The organism is Pseudosulfitobacter sp. DSM 107133 (genome assembly GCF_022788695.1).
Classification (GTDB): Bacteria; Pseudomonadota; Alphaproteobacteria; order Rhodobacterales; family Rhodobacteraceae; genus Pseudosulfitobacter.
The window spans coordinates 217,245-234,707 of record NZ_CP085155.1; the positions used below are offsets into that span (position 1 = coordinate 217,245).

The 17,463-nt window shown below is 57.3% G+C and carries 14 protein-coding genes; 3 read left to right on the forward strand and 11 right to left on the reverse strand.

The genetic code is table 11. The annotated features are described in order from the left end of the window. Positions 1 to 263: 263 nt before the first annotated feature. From DSM107133_RS18850 to DSM107133_RS18900, 11 genes are all read right to left on the reverse strand, one after another. Complete coding sequence (locus tag DSM107133_RS18850) at positions 264 to 1,676, reverse strand: mannose-1-phosphate guanylyltransferase/mannose-6-phosphate isomerase (protein WP_114294757.1); 1,413 nt, start codon at positions 1,674 to 1,676, stop codon at positions 264 to 266. 10 nt (positions 1,677 to 1,686) lie between these two features. Beyond that, the gene (locus tag DSM107133_RS18855; RefSeq protein ID WP_162792113.1) at positions 1,687 to 2,646 is read right to left on the reverse strand and encodes a sulfotransferase family 2 domain-containing protein; all 960 of its coding nucleotides are present in this window, start codon (positions 2,644 to 2,646) and stop codon (positions 1,687 to 1,689) included. Beyond that, complete coding sequence (locus tag DSM107133_RS18860; RefSeq protein WP_114294759.1) at positions 2,643 to 3,554, reverse strand: FkbM family methyltransferase; 912 nt, start codon at positions 3,552 to 3,554, stop codon at positions 2,643 to 2,645. Before DSM107133_RS18860 ends, DSM107133_RS18855 begins: the two co-directional genes overlap by 4 nt. A 1-nt stretch (position 3,555) precedes the next feature. Next, complete coding sequence (locus tag DSM107133_RS18865; RefSeq protein WP_162792114.1) at positions 3,556 to 6,129, reverse strand: glycosyltransferase; 2,574 nt, start codon at positions 6,127 to 6,129, stop codon at positions 3,556 to 3,558. Between the two features lie 134 nt (positions 6,130 to 6,263). Beyond that, a complete protein-coding gene (gene gmd / locus DSM107133_RS18870; protein ID WP_114294761.1) occupies positions 6,264 to 7,277 on the reverse strand; it encodes a GDP-mannose 4,6-dehydratase in 1,014 nt (337 codons plus the stop codon). A 286-nt stretch (positions 7,278 to 7,563) separates the two neighbouring features. Next, the gene (locus tag DSM107133_RS18875; protein ID WP_114294762.1) at positions 7,564 to 8,700 is read right to left on the reverse strand and encodes a hypothetical protein; all 1,137 of its coding nucleotides are present in this window, start codon (positions 8,698 to 8,700) and stop codon (positions 7,564 to 7,566) included. Positions 8,701 to 8,741: 41 nt separating this feature from the next. Next, a complete protein-coding gene (locus DSM107133_RS18880; RefSeq protein WP_114294763.1) occupies positions 8,742 to 9,872 on the reverse strand; it encodes a glycosyltransferase in 1,131 nt (376 codons plus the stop codon). Then, positions 9,869 to 10,633 carry a hypothetical protein gene (locus DSM107133_RS18885; protein WP_114294764.1) on the reverse strand — a complete coding sequence of 255 codons (765 nt, stop codon included), beginning with the start codon at positions 10,631 to 10,633 and terminating at the stop codon, positions 9,869 to 9,871. Before DSM107133_RS18885 ends, DSM107133_RS18880 begins: the two co-directional genes overlap by 4 nt. Before the next feature lie 60 nt (positions 10,634 to 10,693). Beyond that, positions 10,694 to 11,545, reverse strand: a complete 852-nt coding sequence (kdsA, locus tag DSM107133_RS18890; RefSeq protein ID WP_114294765.1) for a 3-deoxy-8-phosphooctulonate synthase — start codon at positions 11,543 to 11,545, stop codon at positions 10,694 to 10,696. Further along, complete coding sequence (locus DSM107133_RS18895; RefSeq protein WP_114294766.1) at positions 11,542 to 12,333, reverse strand: manno-octulosonate cytidylyltransferase; 792 nt, start codon at positions 12,331 to 12,333, stop codon at positions 11,542 to 11,544. Before DSM107133_RS18895 ends, kdsA begins: the two co-directional genes overlap by 4 nt. A gap of 217 nt (positions 12,334 to 12,550) precedes the next feature. After that, complete coding sequence (locus DSM107133_RS18900) at positions 12,551 to 13,528, reverse strand: KpsF/GutQ family sugar-phosphate isomerase (RefSeq protein WP_114294767.1); 978 nt, start codon at positions 13,526 to 13,528, stop codon at positions 12,551 to 12,553. A gap of 190 nt (positions 13,529 to 13,718) precedes the next feature. Here DSM107133_RS18900 and DSM107133_RS18905 point away from each other — a divergent pair, with 190 nt between their 5' ends. The 3 genes from DSM107133_RS18905 to DSM107133_RS18915 all read left to right on the forward strand — a co-directional run bounded on the left by DSM107133_RS18905 (position 13,719) and on the right by DSM107133_RS18915 (position 17,432). Beyond that, a complete protein-coding gene (locus DSM107133_RS18905) occupies positions 13,719 to 15,644 on the forward strand; it encodes a hypothetical protein (protein WP_162792116.1) in 1,926 nt (641 codons plus the stop codon). 121 nt (positions 15,645 to 15,765) lie between these two features. Beyond that, the gene (locus DSM107133_RS18910) at positions 15,766 to 16,638 is read left to right on the forward strand and encodes a glycosyltransferase family 4 protein (RefSeq protein WP_162792117.1); all 873 of its coding nucleotides are present in this window, start codon (positions 15,766 to 15,768) and stop codon (positions 16,636 to 16,638) included. A 143-nt stretch (positions 16,639 to 16,781) separates the two neighbouring features. Then, positions 16,782 to 17,432: a sulfotransferase domain-containing protein gene (locus tag DSM107133_RS18915; protein ID WP_114294770.1), complete on the forward strand. Its 651-nt coding sequence runs from the start codon at positions 16,782 to 16,784 to the stop codon at positions 17,430 to 17,432. Positions 17,433 to 17,463 lie beyond the last annotated feature (31 nt).

A 17,463-nucleotide genomic window follows, 5' to 3' on the forward strand; every position in this document is an offset into this window, starting at 1 on the left:
TGGCAGCACGACCCAAACCACTGAAATTTCGCGAAATTGCCGCTGACAACGTTAAATTAATGGGTCCAGACCCTAATCTGGTGGACAACTTCGATGTTCGGGTGACCATTCAAGCATCGTTGCACTCGCGTTTCACCAGACCGTGAGAAACTCGCCATGTGATAAATTTAATGTTCTGCCAGGTGGGCTTCCCCCAAGAATACGTAATTTAGATAGTGCGCGCTGTGACGCGAGGAATTGCTTGTTCAAACGCGCCGACCGGTTCAGGTCCGCGCGTAGACATCCTCGTAGCGAATGATGTCATCCTCACCCAGATAGCTGCCGGTTTGCACTTCGATCAACACCATTGGCACCTTGCCGGGGTTTTCCATGCGGTGCACGGCGCCCAGCGGGATATAGACCGACTGGTTCTCGGTCAGCAGCTTGACCTCATCATCGACCGTGACCTTGGCCGTACCGGCCACTACGATCCAGTGTTCCGAGCGGTGGTGATGGCTTTGCAGGGAGAGCGCTGCACCGGGGTTGACGTGAATGCGTTTGACCTGGAACCGTTCAGACAGGATCAGGGTTTCGAACCAGCCCCACGGGCGGTGGTCGACGGGGAATTGCACGGCCTGTTTGGCCTTGCGTTCTTTCAGCACCGACACCGCTTTCTTGACGTTCTGGCTGTCGGACATATCCGCCACCATCACCGCGTCACGCATCGCCACAGCGACCACGTTTTTCAGCCCGATGCCAACCAGCTCGATTTCGTCACTTTCCGAGCGCAGAAGGGTGTTTTCGCAATTGAACGCAGTCGTGTGCGCGGTCAGCGCGTTGCCCGCGTTGTCCTGCTCGCTTTCCTGCCATACAGCTTCCCAGCTGCCCAGATCGGACCATTTTCCGTCAAAGCGCACGACGCTGACGTTGGCGGCCTTTTCCATCACGGCATAGTCGATCGAGATGTCGGGCACCGTGGCCCAGATTTCGGGGTCGATGCGGGTAAAGGACAGATCCTGGGTGGCCGCGGTCATGGCGGCCTCGACGGCAGACAAAACATCGGGTGCATGGGCGCGAAAGGCGTCGACCATCACATCGGCGCGTACCAGAAACACACCTGCGTTCCACAGATAGCGTTTGTCGGCCAATAACGTTTCGGCTGTGGCCTGGTCCGGCTTTTCAATGAAGCGTTCCAGTTTCATCACCTGCGGGTGCGTCTCGGCACCGCTTTCCAACCAGCCAAAGCCAGTTTCGGGGCGGTCGGCGGCGATGCCAAAGGTGACAATCTGACCCTCGCGGGCGGCCGCGGCACCGGCGGTGACAGCGGCGCGAAAGGCATTTGCGTCAGCAACAGCGTGATCCGACGGCACCAGCAGCATCAACGCCTGCGGATCACTTTGTGCCAACAACACGGCAGCAGCGGCTGCGGCAGGGGCGGTATTGCGCCCTTCGGGTTCGATCAGCGTGCCCTGGGCGGTAATCCCGCATTCGTCCAGCTGTTCCCCCACAATAAAACGGAAGCTGTCGCCCGTTACCAGAATAGGATCGGCAAAGCCCTCGCCAGAGAAGCGTTTGGCCGAGGCCTGGAACAGGCTTTCATCGCCCATGATGTCTGCGAACTGTTTTGGAAAGCTTTTGCGCGACAGTGGCCAAAGGCGCGTGCCGGAGCCACCACAAAGAAGGATGGGAGTGATCATTAAATAGTCCTCATTCAACAGCGTTAATCAGTTCGTAATCTGTGGAGTAATAGGCCAACAGCTTCGCACGGATTTCCGGGGTCAGAAATGACCCTTCAGCCAGCGAAGGCAGGCTTTCGAGGGCGGCAGGCAACATATCCTGTGCACCTTCGTGGTTCGTACCGACGCCGCTACCAGAACGGTTCACAGGCGGGGCGTCAAGCGCAACGTCGGAGCGTTCTTCCAGATCCGTGACAGCGCGGGCCAGATTGTCGAAAGTGTAAAGATGGGGCCAGTCGTGATCACCAAGATACAGATGCTGGGGGCGCCAGTGCGGATCAAGCCGCTCTTGTGGCATGGCGACAACGTGATCTACAAAAGCCTGGAACGAAATGCCGCGCGCATAATCGGGTTCTGTCATTCCCTCGGCGGACTGTATCGCGCGCACCACCGGACCGGTGTGGAAGGTGACATTTGCGTGCTCTGTGCGGTTTTTCACGAATTTCTCGATATAGGCACTGAGCAGGCGCCGTGCCGGATCGCGCAGAATGGCGAACCGGAACATGTCGGGATCGGCGAGAAAGCCTTGGGCATCTTCAAGCGCGTAATCCGACAGTTGCATACCGGTTTTGACGTGGTCGGTCAGAAAATGCACACTGCGCAGAACGGTTTTCTGATGCGGATAGCCTGAAAGCTTGACCATCGCCTGTTTGAAGAAAGAACAGGCGTTCTTGCCGATGGGGCAATAGATCACCTTCTGCTTGGGTGCCACGAAATACTGCGCCTCGGGCCACCTAAGAGCGTTCTTGCGCGAGCGTGGCGACGCCCGGAACTCCTGGCTACGGTACAGGTTCGAGATCAAGGCATCGAAACTGTCAAAATTCAAAGTCGATATTTCTGCGGGAGAGCGCCCCAGAAACATTTGGTAGGCATCTATGATTGCCTCTTGGCTGACTGCTGGCATGTCGGGTGCGGTGTCCTGCGGGCTCATGTTAGGTCTGGCGTAAGTTGGGGATTGGCCCACATCTGGACCCCGTCGATTGCTAATTTCGGACGCCCCTTTTGGATGCGTACAAGGGCGGGACGTTCCATCTCCAGTCGCCATCCGGCGGCGAGAAAATGCGCGGTCAGGTGACCTTCGATCTGGCGCGAGTGTGTGCCAATGAGAATCCGTGCAACATGGCGACGGATGTCAGGGAAATTGCCCAGTACATAGTCGCGCTCGGCGCCCTGAATGTCGATATGCAACAGATCGACGCGCTGGTTCTGCGACAACTCGCTCAGCGGATAGCAGTCAAGCACCTGCACCGCCGGGTCGGCCTTGGCGCGTTCAAGTGTCGCGGCGTCGGGGTAAAATACCGCTTCGCCATTCCAGATACGTTCGTCTGCATTGGGCGCGGGGAAAAGCGCCTGACCCGTTTTCGGAGCGGCGATGCCGTGGAACAGCGTGTAATCCTGCGCATCAAAGCCGTTCAGCGCCAATGTTTCGCGCGCATTGTCCAGATGTTGCGCGTTGCCCTCGACCCCGATCAGATCAACCTTGAGACCGGCATTGCGCGCAGCAACGCCGGTGTTGGTCAGCCAGCAGGCCCAGCCACAGCCCAGTTCGATAATGCGGAACGTATCCTTTGACTGGTTCACGCAGCGCAAGGCTGCGGCCCATTCCGCAATGTCTGCGTGCCAGTTGCCCGGATCGGGTGGCCCTTCCACGGTGCCCGCCAGTTCCATCAGCCGGGACGGATGAACCTGCGGCGGTATTTGCGCGCCGATAAAATTTGTCACGACACCCGGGGTGGGCGTCAGGCCATGCCGTGCGGCCAGGTCGATTACTGCAACAGCGTCGAACGAGCTGTTATACTGATAAAGGCTCTCGATCGCCGGGCGTCTTCCTATCCCCATCTCAGCGACCCTTCAGGATCTCGCGCAGCCGTGCGCCATAGCGTTCGGCGATCGCGGTCGTCGAGAAGTTGGCCTTGATATAGTCCTGTGCCGCCTGTGCCTTGGCCGCCCGCTGTTCGGGGTTGTCATAGGCAGCGCGCAGCTGTTGGGCTGCGTGATCCACCGAAGGTTCGGCCCAGACCGATCCGCGCCGCACAAAGATGTATTCTTCCTGGCGCAGCGGCACCTCTTCATAATCGACCATCCACGCCGTTTCGTCCGAGCAGAAATCCATGTTGCCCGAATAGGCGGTGCACACCACCGGCACGCCAAGGTTCATCGCCTCGATCATGCCAAAGCCCCAGCCTTCGGATTTGTGCAGGGAGACATAGACATCCGATCCGGCCTTGAGCCGCAGAAGATCGCGGTAGGACAGGGTTTCGTTCATCACGATGATGCGCGGGTCGGTGCTGATCATGGCGTCCACCTGATCCCACAGGTTCACCTGCACCGTATCGAACACGCTGTCGCGGTTCTGGGTCTTGACCACCAGACGGGCGTTCGGCACGCCCTTGAACGCCTTTTGAAAGGCCTTGAGCACGTTGACCGGGTTCTTGCGCTGCACAAACGAAAAGCTGTCAAAGGCGACGAGGCAGACAAAATGCGAACTGTTGAACTGGAAACGCCGTTCGACAAAATCGCGGCTGTCGGCGCGTTCGATGTCGGTGTTTTCCTCGTAGCACATGCCGACATTGACCACCGGTTTGCCGTTCGCGTCTTTTTCATAGATCGTGACGCCGTATTCGGTCGACACCCAGATTTCGTCGAGCATCTCCATGCCAAGGTAATGGCAATAGGCAGGCTTATCGAGCTCCCAGAAGAAATAGCCGATGTTGTAGGCTTCGGAAAAGACATCCGGCTGATAGGCAAAGGCCAGCGGGATCGACTCGGCGTTCAGGTGGATCATGTTGATCTTGGCCGGGCCATAGTCCTCGATCATCGTGTCCGACGAAAACCCTTCGGGCGCGGGGTTGTCCAGGTCGAAATCGACACCGCGCACGTCCAGACCGGTGGCGCGCAGGATGTCGGCGGACAGGCGCGTGGCCTGACCCAGCCCCGAGGCTTTGGCCAGCGGGCCGATCAACTGCACATCGACAGTGCGCGCGTCGGGGTCCACGGGCGGCATTGCGGCCGCTTCGAACCGGTTGCCCGACTGGTCGCGGGTCATGAAGCTGTGGCTGGCCAGATCGAAATGCTTGGCACGCAGCGCCGCGGTATAGCTGTCGCGGGTGATCGTGATCGGCCCCTGCATTTCCAGCGAGTCGTCATTGTCGCGCGTTTCGTCCTGCTCGGCCTCGGGCAAGGGCAGCTTGGCGCGCAGCGCGTTGACGAAGTTTTCGAAATCAGACGGGCCACCATCCGCACCCGCCGCCAGCAGGCGGTTGATGATGTCGCGCGGGATATAGCGCAACAGGTCGGGACGTTTGGCGCCCATCACCAGCATCGACAACGCCAGCGTCTTGCGCCCTTCGGCGGTGCCGGGCTTGAGGAAATGCAGGCGCGGCGTGTCCTTGAAGAAACGTTCGGTGAAATAGCTGAGCGGATAGGCATCCGAGCGGCGCGACGGGTGTACGCCGCGCAGGAAGTCGGCGTAGCGGTCGGGCACAAGGCAATCTTCGAAATACATATGCGGCGCATCCTGATGCGCCCACCAGAACAGCGTATCCAGATAGCTGTCGCGGTCATTCAGGTTGATGTTCGCCATCATGTCGGGACGGCCCGACATGCGCCACCACATGATCCGGCTCAGCGCATAGTTCTGCCCACCCATCACCAGCGGCGCGTTCAGATAGTCCAGCACCTCGGCGCTTAGCGGAACGCGGCGCTTTTCCTGACTGCGATAGGATACCAGATACCAGTACAGAAACCGGTCTGCCGCTTCGAGACCGGGGGCCACGCGAAAGCTTTCGTCCATACGGTAGCGATAGCGCACATAGTCAAGATAGGCAGGATGGCCGGTTTCGCCCACTTCGGGGATGATCCCGTCCTTGGAAGACATCAGCTCATGTTGCTTGAAGGGCGGCTTCGTAATGGCCGGCAGCGGGGCCGTGCCCGCGCGCAGGTCTTCGGGCACATCTTCCAGAAGCAGCGCCAGTTCGGCCAGCTCGTTCGACAGGACATGGGCGCAGGCGTTCAGATCGCCCTTGTGGGGATCGGGGTCCGAGGTGTCGATGACGATCTCGACCTGCCCCAGAGTCTGTTCGTTCGACCCCATGGTGCGCACGCTGATGTGGCCGCCCGCCTTTTGGATCGTGCGGAACATCTGGTCGGTGACGGTGAATGAAAACCCGCACTCGCGTTCGCAACCGTGGGCGTCCTGCACATCGGCGCGGCTGATATCGGCATAGCCCGCAGCCAGCATTGTGTCGCCGCTGAAGACGCCCACCGCCACACGGCCCTTTTTGGTCACACGCTCGTAAGCCCATCCACGCAGGGTGCCATCGCTTTGCATACCTTCGACGTGACCGTGAAACGCGCCCTCGGCCGGGGTGGGCATCAGTCTGCGCTTGACGCGGCTGGCCTGCTTGCGTGCCATGGTCAAAAGAGGAGAACCGTTAGAGCCTGTCACGGGAAATTTCCTTCTTGAAAAAAACATCGCGGGCTTGGCCCGATCCTAAAATGCACGTCGGGCACCGCCTGAAGCGATACCCGACATCTTTGACTTTGCGATCAGCGGTGTGCGTCAAAGTCCGACTTGGCCATCATTTGTGCCAGATTTTGAATGTCGACCGAAGCTTTCCATCCCAGTTTTTCCTGGGCTTTGCTCGGATCGCCGATCAACAGGTCAACCTCTGCGGGGCGATAGAACTTTTTGTTCACTTTCATAACCAGCTTGCCGGTCTTGCGATCGGTGGCGGTTTCGTTCTCGTTCTCGCCGGACCATTCCAGATCCATTCCCAGCGCTTCGGCTGCGTAGGTGAAAAAGTCGCGGATCGTGGTGGTAACGCCTGTTGCCAACACATAATCGTCGGCTTCGTCCTGTTGCAGCATCCGCCACATGCCTTCGACATAGTCCTGGGCAAAACCCCAATCGCGTTTGGCATCCATATTGCCCAGCTCGACAGGTTGATCGCCGCCATGCGCCAGCGCCGCGAGGCCCAGCGTGATCTTGCGGGTCACGAATTCCTTGCCGCGCAGCGGGCTTTCGTGGTTGAACAAGATCCCCGACGAGGCATGCATGCCAAAGCTTTCGCGGTAGTTCATGGTGATGTAGTGGCCGTAAACCTTGGCGACACCATAAGGCGAGCGCGGGTAAAGACGTGTTGTTTCGGACTGTGGCACTTCTTGTACCAGACCAAACATTTCCGAGGTCGAAGCCTGATAGAACCGCGTTTCGGGGCGGATCGTGCGCAAGGTATCAAGGATGCGCACAACAGCCATGCCATCAACATCTGCGGTATAGACCGGCAGTTCCCAGCTGGATCCGACAAAGGACTGTGCGGCAAGGTTATAGAATTCGTCCATCTCGATGTCGCGAATAACGCGGAAGATGTTGTTATGTTCGGTCAGATCGAATTCATGCAAGTGTACATCATTAGAGACTCCCAGAATATCGAGCCGGGTGTTCTCAGGCTGCGAAATGCGGCGCACACCACCGTGAACTTCGTAACCTTTGTCCAGCAGAAGCTTGGCCAGATAGGCGCCATCCTGACCTGTAATGCCGGTGATAAATGCTTTTTTCATGAGTTGTCACTTTCCGCGTATGAAACGCCACTGTCACTACGAGGCTGACCGCTCGAACGCAACATGGAATAAGGTTGATTGGGTCCTGGGCATGAGCCGAGACCCGAGATGATTTGATTGCTTCTATCCGCTACGCCGACGCCTGCAATGATTGAATGTACACTGATCGCATCGCGCGCTTTCTTGCCGGATAAACTGTGAAAAGAGCCATGTTTTTGCCCATATTCGTCTTTTACGTCTCTGTTGGGATCGAACATATCCTGCAAATTACTCACTTTTCGCGATCTTACTTTGTCGGTTGCGGGGCCCAGCCGACAGCAATGTCGGTGTCAATCTGGTTATAGCTCCAGGCACTGCGCAGTTGCTGGCGAAAGCGGTTGGGCTTGGGCGGCAAGCGCAGCCCGTCCTTGGGTGTAACGGGGCAGGGCGAGGGGGCCAGCACATCACGCCAGAAGTCGGGACAGATCACCGCATCGTCGATCGTGACCCCGCGCTGGCCAACCGTGAAGCGCTGGGGCGTATATTCGGGCAACAGATAGTGTCCCTTTTTGCCAAAATAGCGCGCTTCCAGCACACAGCTTGACGACAGCGCCGCGACGCCGGTCAGATTGTCATGAGAAATCAACCGATAAAAGTTGTCTTCGGTGACTTGCGTTCCGGGCATGATTTTCAGCAACTGCGCGCGCGTTTCGGGCTGGGGTTCCAGCGGGTGTTCCTTGATCAGCAGGTGATCATAGTCTTTGGCCACAGTCTTGAGAACGTCCAGATGGTCGAGCACGGTTGCGAATTTTCCGTTCTCGATCACAACTTTGTCGAATTGGGTCTGCAAGATCACCAGCAGGCTGTTGGGGCGCGGCGGTTTTGGATTTACCTTGGCCACATTGGACGACAGCACGCCAGCATACAGGCGGATGAAATCCTCATTGACCGCATGGGGCTGCAAGGCTTCGGTGATCGGGGTGCTGTTCGAGCTTAATTCGAACAGCAGATCATCCATGAACCGCACAGGCGCGAGGGAGCAATCGACAAAGCCGATATCGTGGCGGTCCAGAAAGGCCACCAAAAACGGCGGTAGTTCAAAGCCGACGACAAAGCTGCCCTCGAAATACCGCAGCATCAGATCCTCGACCGGTTGCGGCAATTCTTTTGCGTCAAAGATGCGCGGCCAGTCTTTGATGCCAGGTGTCAGGCCCATCATGCGATAGATTGCTTCGACCGTGCCCGCATCCAGAACAGATCCGTTGACCCAGTTGTTGTCCCAATGCACGATGCCAGATGGCAGGCCCGTGGCCATCTCCAGCGGGGTTTTGAGCAACTTGTAAAGCCACATGATGTTTTCATGCTGCGTCGGTCGCAAACCAGCCACCGAAGGGCGCATGAAGTCACCCGAAAACACGATCCGCCGCGCCGTGACTTCGGGCATGGGGGTTGGAGTGCTGCTGGCTGCTTTCTTGCCTAAACGGATCATGAGGCGCGAAGCTCCTGACGGTGGGATATTTGGGCACGCATCAACCGCTCGAATGTCGGCAGCCAACTGTCGCTGTCCTCAGCGGTTATCCGCGCCAGCATGTCCTGCGACAGCGCCTGACGGCGGGCAGGATCATCAAGCAGCGTACCGATACGTTGGGCAAAGGTGTATTTGTCATTGATAATCAGTTCGGCGGGCAGCAGGTGCGACAATCCGCGCGCGCCTTCGTCCGATGTGAGCACCGGCACACCATAGGCCATCGCCTCGAGTGTCTTGGTCTTGATCCCACCACCCGCATAGGTCGGGTTCAGCGCCAGATCCACCGCGCGGTAGATCCACCCCAGATCCTCGACGTTTTGGTGGTGTACCAGCTTCACGTTCGGCGGGCAGCTGTCGGGAATAGTGACATTGCCCACCACATGCAGCGTAAGCTGGCGACCCACCAGCGGCAGCACCTGTTCCAGCAAATAGGCCAATGTCAGGTCGTTGATATCGCTTTTCGCGGCGATAAACATAACTTCGCTGGCCTGTTCGCGGATCGAATAAAGTGGTTTCGCAGGCAGCCGGAACGGCGCGGTCACAACGGGCGTGGTCGTGATCGCGGCGAATTCGATCTGGTCCTCGTCCGACAAGGCCAGCGCGATGTCGTATTCATCAAGCTTTGCCCCTTCTTCCTCTGGTGTCATGGGAAAGGTAGGGGTCAGCCCATGGCGCGCAAAAGAGCGGGTGCGTTGGGACTGGCAGTCGTGGGTGTCAACGATGCGCAGCACGTCGCCTGCAATGTTTTGCACCATCCAGTCGCGGTTGAAATAGGGGGTCAGTACCGCGTCATAGCCGCCGGTTTCCACCAATCGCTTGATGCCTTTGACCGTGACCTGTCGATCCGGGCGCACCCCTGCAATTTGCCAGTCAGGCGTTTCTTCATGTACCTGCTTAAGCGCGCTGCGGTCGATCAGACGATAGGGCGCCTGCGCCATCTGGGCGTTGTAGCGTTCCGGCATGGTCACAGATGCAATGACACTGAGATCGCAGACCTTCGCCAATGACCGGCACAGGCTTTCCATGCGCACGGCCGTGCCGACACGTCCCTCCCAAAAGGGAAAATCACACAACGCCGCAACTTTCATGCGGCGGCGTCCACTATGCTGGTAAGGGTAAAGCCTTGGATGTTTGCCCCAAGCAGACGGCTGTCTACCTCGTTGGGCGTCCTGAAGGATTCCAAATGGAATTCCACCGGCAGATAATTGGCTGACTTCACATCTTGAGCTGACAGGTCAAGTACCGCTTCAAACCGAGCGATTGTTCCTCTTTCCGTCACTTCGATTTCGGCCATTTTCCCCGCCGAGGAAATGGTGAGACCATCAAGCTGTTCTTCGTGCATCACATAGCCATTGATGGTCAGCTTTTGCGCGCCCTGACCCAGATGCGGCACACAGGCCAGAGATGTCGCACCCGGACGCATCCAGCGGTGACAGATATTGTCTGACATTTCCATCGAGTACCAGCCATCGGCTAGAATTTCGGGACCGAAGCTGAATGTCTTGCTGCGCGAACCAAGCCCGCTGACACGCTCTCCGTAGGCCGAAATGACCATCGGATCTTCATAGATGCTGGCCGGATCGCGGGGATTGCGATTTTCCAGCTCCAGACGCATCAGATAGACCTGCGCCTGAAGCTGAGAAATCCGCGTGTTGACCAACGCATAGGCCTGTGTCGGAGTCAGCTCTCCACTGATGGTATTTGCCTCTTCAAAAACCGAGGCGATATGGGCAGGCAGATTGCTCAGCGCTTCCATGTCGACCTTGCTGCTGATCTGGCCGTGGTTGCGGTCGATCTGCATCAGCAAACTGACCTGCTCGGCGATCTCGGCGGTGGTTTTTTCCGTCATATGAAAAGGCTCCTTTGCCTGTGGGTTAGTAAGAGCAAGAGGGGAGAGTCAAGCCTCGGACTACCCGTTCAGGTTTATGGATTCCTGGCCTTTGGTCAGGTCGTCGATCTCGCGCAACTGGCCGATCAGCTGGGCCATTTTTGTCACCGGGATCATGTTGGGGCCGTCGCTGGGTGCATTGTCGGGGTCTTCGTGTGTCTCGATGAAAAGCGCCGAAACACCAACCGCAACAGCCGCACGCGCCAGCACAGGCGCGAATTCGCGTTGGCCGCCGGATGTGGTGCCCTGACCGCCTGGTTGCTGTACCGAATGGGTGGCATCAAAGACCACCGGATAGCCCGTAGCAGCCATGGTCGGCAGGCCACGGAAATCACTGACCAGCGTGTTATATCCAAACGAGGTACCACGGTCGCACAGCATGATTTTTTCATTGCCGGTCGAGGCGATTTTCTCGGCCACGTTGCCCATGTCCCAGGGTGCCAGAAACTGGCCCTTTTTGACGTTGATCGCGCAGCCGGTCTGGCCGGCGGCCAGCAACAGATCGGTCTGGCGGCACAAAAAGGCGGGGATCTGGATCACGTCCACCACTTCGCCCGCAGGGGCGCATTGGGCGGCGTCGTGCACATCTGTCAGGATCGGACAGCCGAATTCGTCACGGATTTTCGACAGGATGGTCAGACCCTCGTCCATGCCCAGACCGCGCTGGGTGCTGATCGAAGACCGGTTTGCCTTGTCGTAGCTGGCCTTGAAGATAAAGCGCGTGCCGGTGGCGGCGCAGGCTTCGGCGATCTTTTCGGCCATCATGCGCGCGTGATCCAGCGATTCCAACTGGCAGGGGCCGGTGATCAGCGCAAAGGGGTTCTTGGCGCCGATAGCGATGTCGCCGACATTTACGATACGGGGTTCGGTCATTGCATTGCCTCCAGGGCTTTTTCAATACGGGGGACGTCGGTAGGATTGTTCAGCTCCCAGAACACGCGGCCGCGCGCGTCGACTTCGACGCAGCGCACAGGGATGCCCGCGTGCAGGAACCGAAGCTGTTCGAGCCCTTCGAGGGTCTCGAGCTGGCAGACGGGGGTGGCCACATAGGCAGCCAACGCTTCGGGGCGATAGGCATAGACGCCGACGTGGTGAAACACGGGGATCGGATCGGGCAGCTTGCCGGGATCTATGTAGGGCAGGACTTCCTTGGAAAAATACAGCGCGTTCATCGCCCCATCAAAGACGGCGGTGGTGCCGCCGACCCGGCCGTGCGCGCGGTCTTCCTTGAAGGCGTCATAGGTGTCGCGGTCGCAGCGCAGAACCGGGGTTGCCATGCCAACACCGGCATCCTCTTTCATTGCACCAATCAGCGCCTCGACAAACCACGGCGGGGTCAACGGCGCATCGCCTTGAAAGTTGACGATCAAATCGGCGTCGATGCCGGAATTCTTCATCGCATCCGCACAGCGCGCGGTGCCGTTTTCGCAGGCTTCACTGGTCATTACGACCTCGGCCCCAAACCCGCGCGCGGCCTCGGCAATACGGTCGTCATCGGTGGCGACATAAACGGCGTCAACGCCTTTGATCGCACAGGCGGCTTCCCAGCTCATCTGGATCAGCGTCTTTTGCGTGCCGTCCTTCTGACGCAGCGTGGCCAGTGGTTTGGCCGGATAGCGTGTCGAGGCATAGCGTGCGGGAATGAAAATGACGGTCTTCATAGAATCTCCAGTGTCGGACTGAGCGTGTCCGGGGCAGCGGTAATGGGGGTTCGGTTTAAATTCTAGTCAAAAGAGCAATTGGTGAACAGCCTGTGGCGGACCCAAGCGGCCCGTGGTTTTGGGCCTTAGCACGGGACCGTTCCAAATGCCACAACACAGGCCCGAGGCGGATCCGCCCCGTACCCGAATGCCTTTTGACGTGGCCGACCTCATGGGATCAGGCAACACCCGCACGCAGCAGATCGTGGATATGCAGGACACCCAACGGACGACGCTGTGCATCAGCAACCAGAAGCACGTTGATCTTGCGTTCGTTCAGAATGGCCAGCGCTTCGGGTGCAAGGCACTCGGGCGCTACGGTCAAGGGATCGGGGTTGGCAATCTCGGCGGCCGTGCGGTCCATCAGCCCCACCATATTGCGCCGCAAGTCGCCATCTGTGATGACCCCGGTCAGAGCGCCGTCTTTCACCAGAACGCCGATGCCGAACCCTTTTGAGGTCATGGCCATCAGAACATCCTGCATCGGTGCATCTTCCTGCAAAACGGGGATTTCATCACCGCCATGCATCAGTTCGGCCACCGTGCGCATCTGTGCACCGAGTTTCCCGCCGGGATGGTAGATTCCGAAATCTTCAGGTGCGAAATTGCGCTGCTCCATCAACGCCACGGCCAGCGCATCGCCAATCGCCAGTGTCAGCGTGGTCGAGGTGGTGGGGGCCATGCCGATCGAACAAGCCTCGGGCAGCTTGGGCAATGTCAAACGATAATCCGCTGCCTGCATCAAAGTGCTGTCGGGGTTCGATGAAATCCCGATCATCGGGATCGAAAACCGCTGCGTGTGGTAAACCATGTCGCGCAGCTCGGCGGTTTCGCCGGAATTCGAGATCAGAACACAGGCATCGTCGCGCCCAACCATGCCCAGATCGCCGTGGCTGGCTTCGGCACAGTGGACGAAATACGATGGTGTACCTGTTGAGGCGAGGGTGGCCGCAATCTTGCGCCCGATGTGTCCCGATTTGCCGATGCCAGAAATGATCACGCGCCCTTTGCATTGCAAAATGGCGCGTACGGCGGGGACAAAATCGTCGGGCAGGTTCTGTGCCAAATAGGACAGGGCGTCGGCTTCGGTCTTCAATACGCGCGAGGCGGTGCGCTGGATGGTCGAATCAGAGCTTTGATCGAATGTAACAGTCATGATATTTCCGGCTTACTAATGAATTCAGCGAGGACATTAGCATAGTCGTTCGCCAACTGCCATTGCCGCTTGAACCATTCGGCGGTGACTCTCCGAGGCGCGTTTTGAGCAGTTTTTCAGCAGAACCACCATAGGGGGAGCTGGCAGCGTCTAGCGACTTGCTTTCGAGGTGAGGCGCGTCTAGGAAAGCGTGCGAACGTACACGAATAAGCCTATTTATCCATATCTAGCAGAAGATTTCAAAGGACCAGACAGCATGCTTAACATTGCTCTCGCCGATTCATTTCACCTGCACGAGAGAAATTTTCCATCCCTTTTCAAAGTGCTGGCGTCGAACCATTATGAAGCGAACACATTGCTCGACAAAAAACAGGACGGTTACGGCCTGATCACCAGTTTGGGCAAATACACCGACCTGGCCGACCGGGTAAGCCCGCTGATGGCGCGCTCTATCCAGACGCAGGCAAGCGTTTTTGCGGCCTACGACGCTGACAGCCTGTATAACGCCAAGGTTGCGCACCTTAACCTTTGGCCTTTGTGCCGGTCTGAAATGCTGGCCTACCTGTTGTCGATGGACAACTGGCAAACCGATGTGATGCCCAAAGACGACCGCATGATCTTCGACAAGGCTTTTGCCGAAGACCACGAGACATTGGCGTTGAACATGGCGGTTGCCAGCCACTGGCTGAACCACTGGTATGACATGCGCGGCCAGATATTCAAAAACCACTTCTGCTGTGTGTTCTCTGGTTCGATGACATACGCTCGGACCTTGCTGGAATTGCTACGCCGTAGTCAGACCCGAGCGATCGTGATGGAAAGCACATTCACTGGCAACGATTTCCTGTTCGAAGAGATGTATCATCCGATCGCCAACAACTGTGGCGCCCAACACGCAACATTGCGCAAGTCGCGGCGCAACCCTGATCTGGAAGTGCCCAGCCAATATGACCGCGAGGTTATCAAGGCGCGCAACAAGGTGATGCAGGCCAACAACAAGAATGTCGTCCAGCCACCGGTACGCGATTTGCCACGTTTCCCCGAGGACCGGCCACAAGCGTTGATCGTGGGACAGGTGGTCAACGACTTTTCCCTGATCGAAAACGGCTTTCCCTTTGTTTCGTCGGTGCCCGTCTATCGCGAAATGATCGACCGGCTGCTGGAAGACACCGAATGCAATATCATCTTCAAGGCCCATCCCTGGGAGATGAAAAAAGTACACCTGCAAACCCCGCGCACCTTCGACGCGCTGGCCGAGCATGTTTCAAACCTGCCGGACGAAAAACGCGCCCGCGTGATGCTGGTGGAAGATGTCAACATGCAGGCGTTGTTGGAAGACAGCCAGTTTTGCCTGACCTTCACCTCGCAGACCGGGATCGAAGCAGCGATGCTGGGACTCAAGCCTATCGTCTTGGGGCACGCATTCTACTCTGAAGCGGGCTTTACCCACGATTGCCAAAGTATCGACGAGATGGTGGCGGCAGTCAGCAGCGGTGAGGGACTTCTTGATCTGGAAGGCTATCGGGCCTTTGACCGGTTCCTTGTCGATCTGTTTCAATACGGCACTGTATCCATCCACAGATCGGGCGAGTTGAAGATCTCGAAAATGCTCATACGCGAAACACCGCTGGAACAAAAAACACCGGTGCGCACCGAGCTGGAGCTGAGCGAGATCGAAATAGGCGCGCGGACACCGGCGCACGTCTGGTCAGGTGTGTTGCGCAAAAAGCTGCCCTTGCCGCCCGACAATAAGGTGGCTGAACTGGCAAGTGGGTTGAAGATTTCTTTTCGGGATTTCCCGACGCATTTCGAAATGTGCGGTTCAATCCATATGGTGGAAATGTCCGTCGTCAACGACACAGAGCACTTCTTTCCGATGGTTAGCCGAGGAAAAAGCTTCAACCTTTCGTATCATATTTTCAAAGCAGATGGGGAGCGGGTCGTGTTGAACGGCCTCAAAACAGCGCTGACCAAAGACCTTTATTTCAATCATCAAGGCCCGATTCAGTTCCAAACCCCTGAAGAGCCCGGCGCCTACAAAGCGGTTCCTGCCGTTCTTTACTCTGGCGTGTGCTGGCTGGACAGCGATTCATCTTGGGAGTTTACCGTTGCATAAGATTGCCACACAGGATTTCAAATCCACCTTGCCCGCCAATGTGAACTATCCGCTCACAATCAATTTTGTTATCACTCGTGATCTTAAGTCAAAGATTTTCCACGATATTTTCAAAAGATACGTGCAGTTTGATCCCAGCCTGATCCAGATTAAGATCAGCGAGGAACCCGTGGAAGGGGCGGATGTGTATCACTACCACCGCCCCCACCTTGAGACCGAGTTGAAAGAACCTGCTGTCGTCACGGTGCACCACGATCCGCGCGACGTGGACCCCTGGCTGGACCCCAAGAAATTCTGGCAGGTCTACTGTCAGACAGCGCGGATTGTGTGTCTGAACTCGCTTCAGGTCGAAGACCTTGCTGCGGTGGATATGCACAATACCGTCGTGATCCCGCACGGGTTTGATACGAACATATTCGCGCGTCAGAAAAAAACCTTTGACCCCACGCGCAAACTGAACATTGGCATCGTGTCAAAACGCTATGACCGCCGGTTCAAGGGCGACGCCTATATTTTCGAGAGCCTTGAATTGTTCGATCCCGATCGGGTGCGCTTTACCTTGGTGGGTGCGGGCCGTGCGCTGGATGCTGCACGCATGCGCGAGCTGGGGTTCGAAGTGGATGTCTTTGAATATCTACCTTACCGCCTGTTCGGCTCCTTGTATGCGCAGATGGATTTCCTGATGATGGTGTCCACCTATGAGGGTGGTCCGGCGAACCTGCCCGAAGCATTGTCAAGTTCCACACCGGTGCTGGCCACCATGTGCGGTATGGTGCCCGACCTGATCCGTGATGGCGAAAATGGCGTGATCCTGTCCGGTGACATCCGGCTCGATGCGCCTGTTCTCAAGGCGATCGTGAACAACACAGATGGCATCACCGACCGCCTTTTTGAAGGGGCGCACACCCTTGATACGGTGATCTCATGGGAGGACGTGATTGCCTTGCATATTCGTATGTACAGCGAGATTGTTCAGGAACTTCAGGACGCTTGACGCGGCACTTGAAAAGACCCGCAACATGTAGGCATGTTTTCAACCTATTGTAACTAGGGGCTGTATCTGTAAATTGCCCTACATGTTGCGGGTCCTCGGCAGTGATCGCTCGGGATCAGCAGCCTTTAGAGAAGAGAGAGCGTATGATTCTGTGTAGTGGCTGTTCCAAATCGGGGACGCATTTTCTAACTAGCCTCATGCTTTCAATGGGCAAGACGCAACAGGGTGGTACGTTGATCAAGCGACCTTCGGCTGAACTTTTTTCGACCAGCGTAACCCCGCTGGCAAAGATTTTTGCCTTGGATGACACGCATTTCATACACTGTCACCTTATCCACCGTCCCCAGCTGGCAGAGCGCCTGAAAGCGCATCGGCATCTGTTCATTCTGCGTCATCCGCGCAACATTGCTGTGAGCTGGATGCGCCATCGTATCAAGCAGAACCCGGAACTCGAAGCCAGCAGTGAATATCTCGAGAACGTTATCCGTGGTGGTATGTTTGCCCATTCTGTACCGGATTTCATTGCCATGCACCTGCCCTGGCAACGTGACGAAAGCACATTGACCGTGCGCTTTGAAGACCTCGTCGCGCGGGACATGCCCACACTTGAAGCGATTGCTGCCTATGTCGGGGGCGAACCTGATCCCCTGCATTACGACAATGCCTTCGGGTCAGGGTCGACCTTTATGGGGACCTTCAGCACCTGGGCTGAAAATCCCTTGTGGAATGATGCGGTTGAAAAAGCCTGGGTCGAAACCGGCGGTCCCAAAGTGGAAGCCGACGCAGGCTACTAACTGCAGCGAAAACCAACAGACATCTGTTGCA

Bases quoted from the DNA above. Each gene is read 5' to 3' on its own strand.
- DSM107133_RS18850 (WP_114294757.1), bottom strand. From the start codon at position 1,676: ATGATCACTCCCATCCTTCTTTGTGGTGGCTCCGGCACGCGCCTTTGG.
- DSM107133_RS18855 (WP_162792113.1), bottom strand. From the start codon at position 2,646: ATGAGCCCGCAGGACACCGCACCCGACATGCCAGCAGTCAGCCAAGAG.
- DSM107133_RS18860 (WP_114294759.1), bottom strand. From the start codon at position 3,554: ATGGGGATAGGAAGACGCCCGGCGATCGAGAGCCTTTATCAGTATAAC.
- DSM107133_RS18865 (WP_162792114.1), bottom strand. From the start codon at position 6,129: ATGGCACGCAAGCAGGCCAGCCGCGTCAAGCGCAGACTGATGCCCACC.
- gmd (WP_114294761.1), bottom strand. From the start codon at position 7,277: ATGAAAAAAGCATTTATCACCGGCATTACAGGTCAGGATGGCGCCTAT.
- DSM107133_RS18875 (WP_114294762.1), bottom strand. From the start codon at position 8,700: ATGCCCGAAGTCACGGCGCGGCGGATCGTGTTTTCGGGTGACTTCATG.
- DSM107133_RS18880 (WP_114294763.1), bottom strand. From the start codon at position 9,872: ATGAAAGTTGCGGCGTTGTGTGATTTTCCCTTTTGGGAGGGACGTGTC.
- DSM107133_RS18885 (WP_114294764.1), bottom strand. From the start codon at position 10,633: ATGACGGAAAAAACCACCGCCGAGATCGCCGAGCAGGTCAGTTTGCTG.
- kdsA (WP_114294765.1), bottom strand. From the start codon at position 11,545: ATGACCGAACCCCGTATCGTAAATGTCGGCGACATCGCTATCGGCGCC.
- DSM107133_RS18895 (WP_114294766.1), bottom strand. From the start codon at position 12,333: ATGAAGACCGTCATTTTCATTCCCGCACGCTATGCCTCGACACGCTAT.
- DSM107133_RS18900 (WP_114294767.1), bottom strand. From the start codon at position 13,528: ATGACTGTTACATTCGATCAAAGCTCTGATTCGACCATCCAGCGCACC.
- DSM107133_RS18915 (WP_114294770.1), top strand. From the start codon at position 16,782: ATGATTCTGTGTAGTGGCTGTTCCAAATCGGGGACGCATTTTCTAACT.